A 7,175-nucleotide genomic window follows, 5' to 3' on the forward strand; every position below is an offset into this window, starting at 1 on the left:
TTGGGTGGTGCGGCCGGCCTTGGACTTCGTCCTGCACTGGAGCCGCTGGCGACGCCGCCATCAGGCCATCGCCAAACGCTGCCATTACCGACGCAGAGACCCTCGCGCCAAAGTCCCACTGTAGTACGCCTGGAGGCGCGTGTGGCGCTGGAGGTGCTGCTGCGGCAGCTGCCGAACCTTCGCTACGTCGAGGGCAAGCGCCCCGTGCGCCGGCCCCACTTCTTCCTGCGGGGCTTCGAACACCTGCACCTCGCCTGGGACGTGCCGGCCCGCTGAGGACTTTCCGGCAGACACCCCAGCCTCTCGTGGGGGAGGCGGGGATGAGGCGTTGCCTTCGCCATCCTGCACCGCATGCATCATTGCTCTGCCAACGTTGCACTCACTGCATGAGCTGACCTTGGTTACCTTGCTGTTCGCCGGGCGGTTCCGAGAAGGGACCGCCCCTGTGGTTCCAACCCCTGTCACCCGAGGTCGCCATGAAGAAGCTCCTGAGCCTTGCCGTCCTGCTGCTCTCCCTCCCTGCCTTCGCCCAGACCGGGGGAGACACGCAGAAGGACGTGCTCTTCGTCGTCAGCAGCGCCACCAGGATGAACAACGGCTGGGACACCGGCTTCTGGCTGGCCGAGCTCACCCACGCCTACCACGAGCTGACCGAGGCCGGTTTCACCGCCGACATCGCCAGCCCGCTGGGGGGAACTCCCTCCATCGACCCCTGGAGCGACCCGCGCAATCCCTACGGGCTCTCCACCCACGACATGGTGTCCATGGGCTTCCTCCACATGCAGGGCCCCATGAGCAAGCTGAACAGCTCGCTGCGGCTGTCAGAGGTGGAGCTCTCCAAGTATGAGGTGATTGTCTTCGCGGGTGGCAACGCCGCCATGTTCGACCTGCCCACGGACCCCTCCGTGCAGCAGGCCGTCCGCACCATGTGGGAGCAGGACAAGGTGGTGGCCGCGCTCTGCCACGGCACCTCGGCGCTGCTCAACGTGCGCCTCTCCAATGGCAGCTACCTGCTGCGGGGCCGCACGGTGACGGGCTTCTCCAACGCCGAGGAGCGCCAGGTGGAGCAGATGCTGGGGGTGACGGGGCTCATGCCCTTCTGGATCGAGAACGAGGTGCCCCTGCGCGGCGGGACCTTCATCTCCGCCGCGCCCTGGGCACCCTTCGCCACCCGGGATGGGCGCCTCGTCACCGGCCAGCAGCAGTACTCCGGCCGCGCCGTGGCCCACCTCATCCTCAAGACCTTGAGCAGGTAACCGCCCCAGGCCCGCTCCGGCCTCAGGCCTGTGGGCGCGGGGGCTCGTGCTGGGGCAGGGCGGCTGGGGGGGCAACGCGGTGGTCCGCGCCAATGGCCTCGCGCACCGAGCGGAAGCCATCCCGGGCCAGCAGCGGGCCCAGGCCCTCGAGCAGCCGGCGCACCATGCCCGGGCCCTCGTAGATGAAGCCCGTGTACACCTGCACCACCGAGGCTCCGGCCTTCAGCTTCTCGTACACGTCCTCGGCGGTGAAGACGCCGCCCACGCCGATGATGGGCAGGGCACCTCCACTGCGCGCGTAGGCCCGGCGGATGACGGCGTTGGCCGGCTCGCGCACGGGCGCTCCCGAGAGCCCGCCCGTCTCCTTCGCCACCGGGTGTTCGAAGGGCCGCGCGATGGTCGTGTTGGTGGCGATGATTCCCGCCAGGCCGCACGCGCGCACCACGTCCACCACCTCGTCCACCGCCTCGGGCGTGAGATCCGGGGCGATCTTCAGGAAGAGGGGCTTGCCCGGGGACACCTGCTCCAGGCGCGCCTTCACCGCCCGCAGGAGCGCGGTGAGCTGCTCGGGCTCCTGCAGCTTGCGCAGGCCCGGGGTGTTGGGCGAGCTGGCGTTGATCACCACGTAGTCCCCGAGCGGGGCCAGCGTGTCCACACACGCCACGTAGTCGTCCACCGCCTGCTCCAGGGGCGTGTCCTTGTTCTTGCCGATGTTCACCCCCACCGGAGCGGGGTGCCAGGTGCGCGCCCGGAGGTGCTCGGCGGCGTTGGCGGCTCCGTGGTTGTTGAAGCCCATCCGGTTGATGAGCGCACGGTGCTCGGGGATGCGGAACAGACGCGGCTTCGGGTTGCCCGGCTGGGGCCTCGGGGTGAGCGTGCCCACCTCCACGGCGGCGAAGCCGAGCGCCAGCAGCCCATCCACGGCCTCGGCCTCCTTGTCGAGCCCCGCGGCGAGCGCCACCGGGTGGGCCAGCTCCAGGCCCGCCACCTTCACCGAGGCGTCATAGGTGACGGCGGCGAGCGTGCGCGCGCGCATGCTGCGGCACGTCCCCGCGAGGTGCCCGAGCCAGCGCAGCAGGGTCATGCCCAGGCGGTGGGCGCGCTCGGCGGAGAAGAGGAAGAGGAGGGCACGGGCAAGGCGGTACATGGGGCTCACGTGGGAATGAAGGAGTACTGGCGCGCCCAGGCGAGCGTCTGATCCACCTGCTCGGCGGAGAGCAGCCCGTTCTTCTCGACGAGCTCCACCTCGCGCAGCATGTCCGTCTCCAGCAGGTAGGTGCCGTCGGTGTTGAGCGTGAACTTCACGCCCCGGTCCCAGAAGGTGCGCATGATGTGCTGGAGCTCGTCGAGCCCCTCCACGGCGCGGGTGTGGAGGTTGGAGGTGGGGCACAGCTCGAGCACCACGTCGCGCTCGCGCAGCAGCTTCATGGCGGACTCGTCGTAGGCGGCGCGGATGCCGTGGCCGATGCGGTGGGGCTTGAGCTTCTCCACCACGGCCATGACGCCCTCGGCGCCGGTGCCCTTCGTCTCCCCGGTGTGCACGGTGCACTTGAGGCCGGCCTTGCGCGCGCGGGCGAAGAGGTCCTCGTACTGCCCCACCACGGAGGGCTCCAGCTCCAGCGCGTGCTTCTCCGTGCCGGCCAGGTCGATGCCATACACGCCGCGGCCGCGGTACTTGATGGCCTTGTCCACGATGATGCTGTTGAGCCGGTGATCGAACTCGCGGGCCAGACAGAAGATGAGGCCGGCCTTCACGCCGTACTCGAGCATGGCCCGGTCCATGCCGCGCAGCGCCGCGTGGATGATGTGGTCCAGGTCGAGCTCGGAGTTGAGGTTGCGCTTCATGGGGTTGAAGCGCAGCTCGATCTGCGAGACGCGGCTGCCGCGGTACTCCTTGCCGATGATCTCGTAGACGGAGCGCTCGACGGCCAGGGGCGAGCTCTGAATCTTCTCCGTATAGGTGTGGAGGATCTTCAGGTAGTCCTCGAGGCTGCCCACCTTGCCGGGACGCGAGGTGATGAGCTCGACGAACTCGAAGTAGTCCCTCACGGGGAGCTTGAAGCCCTGCTGGTGCGCGAGGGACCAGAGGACGTGGGGAGCCACGGAGCTACCCACGTGGATGTGCAGATCGATGAGATCGCGTGCCATGGCGGCATGTATGCACAGAGCCGCCCGGCCGTCCAGCTAACGGCGGAGCAGCACGTAGACGGCGCCCGTGCCTCCGTCCTGGGGACGTGCGGTGGCGAACGCGAGCACCGTCTTGCCGATGCTCTTCTGGGCGAGCCACTCGCGGATGCGCTGCTTGAGGACGGGGATCTGATCCTGGGAGTTCAAACCACGCCCGTGGACGATGAGCACGCAGCGCTTGTGGGCGCGGCGGCTCTCGGAGAGGAAGCGGTCCACGGCCGTCTTGGCCTCGGCCTGGGTCATGCCGTGCAGATCGAGGCGTCCCTGGAGCGAGAAGTCACCCCGGCGCAGCGAGCGCAGCAGGCGCGCGTCGATGCCCGGAGCGGCGCCCTCGATGTACTCGTTGGACTCGGCGACATCGAAGTCACCCTGGCCGGCCACGAGCTCGGCGAGCTCGGCGAGGGCCTCGGCGTTCTCGTCGATGATCTCGGGCAGCCGGGGGTTGGGCGGGGGGGGCTCGGCACCGCGGTGGGTGATCTGCTCGACGCCGTCCATGGCGGAGAGGAAGAGGGACATGTCGTCCTCCTCCTGGGGGCGCTTGGACCTGGAGGGCTTGGAGGGCGGGGGAGGCGCCTGGGGCTTCTTGGGCGGCTCGGCCTGTTTCTTCTTGAGGTCCGCCAGGGCGGACTTGAAGGGGTTGTTGAAGCTTTCGCTCTTCTTCTTGGGGGAGCCGCGATCGCTCATGGTGGGATTTGTAATGCGTCAGAGTGGGCCGCAGTTCAACCCGGTTTCTCGGTCTCCGAGCGGAGAGAGGTATACCCGCTGACTCTCAGCGGCGCAGGCGCAGGCGGATGGGGCCTCGGGCCGTCGAGGGGTCCACCACCCGGCCGCCCTGGAGGATGTCCAGCTCTCCACGCGCCACCAACCGCCGGGCCGCCTCGCGCACGGGCTCCATGCGTTCGCGCCAGCCGTCCTCCCCGGCGGCACGCGCCACCTCCGAGGGACATACCGTCGCCTCCCGGGCCCGTGTGGCGAGCACGTCCAGGATGAGCTGCTCGAGCGGGTCATCCCGCCCCCGCGCCTTGCGGCTCCTGCACCGGTCGGAGCAGTAGCGCACGTTCTCCCAGTCGCGCTCCCACTTCTTGCGCCAGGTGATGGTCCGGCCACAGACGGCACATGTTTTCGGAGGCGGAGTCGGCATCGGTGATGTCAGTGATTCAAAAGTAACCGGACTCAGGGTTGACAGCGAAGCATGCTGCCTGTATCTCCATCGCACGCGTCTGGAGAATTTCGTGTTCCGTCCTGTCACCCGAATGCCGATGTCCATGGAGGCCATGCTCATGCGTGGCCCGGGCATGCGCGCGTTCGCGTGAGGATGGGACTCCAGCCGGTTCCAAGCTGAACTCCCCCTCTGAAGCGCCGCGGGTGCCCGGGTTTCCCACCTGACACCGCCCGCGGCACGGCTGCGTTCCGAGCTTCCTCGCTCCGAGCTCCGCCTTTCGTCCCGCCGTGGGCTCGCGGTTCCTCGCCCCAGCAGTTCCGAAAGGAAGACATCCGTGAGCAGCAATCCCTCGCACCCCGCCGCGAGCAGGCCGTGGTGTGTCTATAAATTCGGTGGTTCCTCTGTCGGCACGCCCGGACGGCTGCCGCGCGTCCTCTCCCTCATCTCCGAGGCCCAACGTCCGCTCGCCGTCGTCGTCTCCGCGCTCGGCGATACCACGGACTGGCTCATCTCCGCGGCCAACGCCGCCGCCCGGGGAGACGCGGTGGGCAGCGGCGCGGAGCTGTCCCGGGTTCGCGGTCTCGCCCGGTCCATCGCGGGCACGGTCCTCGAGGGCGCCGTCCTCACCGCGCACGAGAAGACGGTGGAGCAACTCCTGGCCCCCATCGAGCGGCTGCTCACGGGCGTGGAGCTGACCCGCGAGTGCACGCCGGCCACGCTCGACGAGGTGCTGTCCGTGGGCGAGCGCATCTCCTCCGAGCTCGTCGCCCGCGCCCTGACGGCCCGGGGCATTCCCGCCCTCGCGGTGGATGCGCGCACCTTCCTCGTCACCGATGAGACGGCGGGCGCGGCCCGGGTCGACATCGAGGCGAGCCGCGCCCGCCTCACGCCGCTCGTCTCCGGGTGGGTGGGCAAGGTGCCCGTCATCACCGGCTTCATCGCCCGCTCGCACCAGGGCCGCACCACCACGCTGGGCCGCAATGGCTCCGACTACACCGCCACGCTGCTCTCGTGGCTGCTCGGGGCCCGGCAGGTGACGGTGTGGACGGACGTGCCCGGCGTCATGACGGCGGACCCGGCCCTCGTGGCGGACGCCTACCCCGTGCCGCGCATGACGTACGCCGAGGCGCTCGAGCTGGCCCACTTCGGCACCCGCATGTTCCACCCGCGCACGATGATTCCGCTGCTCGAGAGCGGGGCCGCGCTGCACATCCGCGGCACCACCGAGCCGGACGCCCCGGGCACGCGCATCGACGCCGAGGGCAATCCGGATCCCCACCGGCCCACCAGTGTCACGAGCCTGGAGCGTCTGGCCCTGCTCCACGTCGAGTCCCTGCGTCCCACGCTCAGCGAGCCGCTCGGGCATCGCGTGTTGCAGGCGCTCGAGGCGGCCCGCATCACCGTATGGGGCGGGACGCTGTCCGCGCTGGCGCCCTCCATCTCCCTGGTGGTGCCCCAGGCACAGGCCGAGCGGGCCCACGCGGTGCTTGAGGAAGCGCTGCGAGGTGAGCGCGAGCGGCGGGAGGTGCGCGTCCCTCCGCCCCTCGCGCCGGTGACGTTGGTCACCCTCGTGGCCGAGTCCATGGGCCATCGGCCGAATGTGGCGGGCCGGTTCTTCCACGCGCTCGGGAACGTGGGCGTGAACGTGCGCGCCATCCTCCAGGGGGCCAGCTCGCGCAGCGTGTCGTGCGCCGTGGACGCCGAGGACACGGCCGTGGCGGTGCGCACCGTGCACAGCGCCTTCAACCTCAACGAGACGGAGATCAACGTCGTCCTGGTGGGGAAGGGGACGGTGGGCGGACGGTTGCTCGCCCAGCTCGCGGAGAACGCGCGGACGCTCGAGGCCCGGCACGGTGTGGCCCTGCGCCTGGTGGGCGTGGTGGACAGCCGCCGCGCGCTCTTCGAGCCCCGGGGCCTGCCGCCCGCCGAGGTCCACGCGAGGCTCGCGGAGGTCTCTCCGGGCAGCACGACGCCTCCGGACGTGAAACCGCTGCTCGAGCGGTTGTCGCGCCTGTCCGTGCCGGTGCTGGTGGACTGCACCGCTGCGGACGGCCTGGAGACGCTCTACGCCGAGGCGTTCCGGCGGGGCATCCACGTGGTGGCTGCGAACAAGAAGCCGCTCGCGCGTCCCTGGAAGGAGTGCGAGTCCCTGCAGGCCCTGGCCCGCGCGCACTTTCGCACCTGGCACTACGAGACCACCGTGGGCGCGAGTCTCCCGGTCATCGAGACGCTGAAGAACCTGGTGCGCACCGGGGACCGCGTGGAGCGCATCGAGGGGTGCTTCTCCGGTTCGCTCGGAGCCATCTGCCATGCGCTGATGGACGGCGTGCCCTTGTCTCAGGCGGTGCGGACGGCCCGGGCCAACGGCTACACCGAGCCCCACCCGCGCGATGACCTGTCGGGCCTGGACGTGGCGCGCAAGGCCCTCATCCTCGCGCGGGAGCTAGTGGACTGTCCGACAAGTTTTTCAACATAGTCAGGACAGGTGCCGGTCCACCCACGAGTGCATCTTGGCGCGAGTCCAGGACCAGGTGAAGGGGTGGGCGTAGAGGCGGTTGTACTCGGGCCAG

General features: G+C 69.8%; 7 protein-coding genes. 3 read left to right on the top strand and 4 right to left on the bottom strand.

Annotation, left to right across the window (positions count from 1 at the left end):
• Positions 1–141: 141 nt before the first annotated feature.
• Together AC16DP_RS12015 and AC16DP_RS12020 are read left to right on the top strand one after the other, a co-directional pair.
• A complete protein-coding gene (locus AC16DP_RS12015; protein WP_329729965.1) occupies positions 142–276 on the top strand; it encodes a hypothetical protein in 135 nt (44 codons plus the stop codon).
• 200 nt (positions 277–476) lie between these two features.
• A complete protein-coding gene (locus tag AC16DP_RS12020; protein WP_329729966.1) occupies positions 477–1,256 on the top strand; it encodes a type 1 glutamine amidotransferase domain-containing protein in 780 nt (259 codons plus the stop codon).
• A gap of 22 nt (positions 1,257–1,278) precedes the next feature.
• Here AC16DP_RS12020 and AC16DP_RS12025 read toward each other — a convergent pair whose 3' ends face one another.
• The 4 genes from AC16DP_RS12025 to AC16DP_RS12040 form a co-directional block, all read right to left on the bottom strand.
• Positions 1,279–2,403, bottom strand: a complete 1,125-nt coding sequence (locus AC16DP_RS12025) for a quinone-dependent dihydroorotate dehydrogenase (protein ID WP_329729967.1) — start codon at positions 2,401–2,403, stop codon at positions 1,279–1,281.
• 5 nt (positions 2,404–2,408) lie between these two features.
• Positions 2,409–3,404 (bottom strand): amidohydrolase family protein, encoded by a 996-nt coding sequence (locus AC16DP_RS12030; protein WP_329729968.1) that lies wholly within the window; start codon positions 3,402–3,404, stop codon positions 2,409–2,411.
• Positions 3,405–3,440: 36 nt separating this feature from the next.
• Positions 3,441–4,127: a Smr/MutS family protein gene (locus tag AC16DP_RS12035; RefSeq protein ID WP_329729969.1), complete on the bottom strand. Its 687-nt coding sequence runs from the start codon at positions 4,125–4,127 to the stop codon at positions 3,441–3,443.
• Between the two features lie 85 nt (positions 4,128–4,212).
• A complete protein-coding gene (locus tag AC16DP_RS12040) occupies positions 4,213–4,584 on the bottom strand; it encodes a DUF2256 and DUF3253 domain-containing protein (RefSeq protein WP_329729970.1) in 372 nt (123 codons plus the stop codon).
• Between the two features lie 355 nt (positions 4,585–4,939).
• Here AC16DP_RS12040 and AC16DP_RS12045 point away from each other — a divergent pair, with 355 nt between their 5' ends.
• Positions 4,940–7,081, top strand: coding sequence for an aspartate kinase (locus AC16DP_RS12045; RefSeq protein WP_329729971.1), 2,142 nt, complete (start codon positions 4,940–4,942; stop codon positions 7,079–7,081).
• The last annotated feature ends 94 nt before the right edge of the window (positions 7,082–7,175 follow it).

Source organism: Archangium sp., assembly GCF_057119385.1.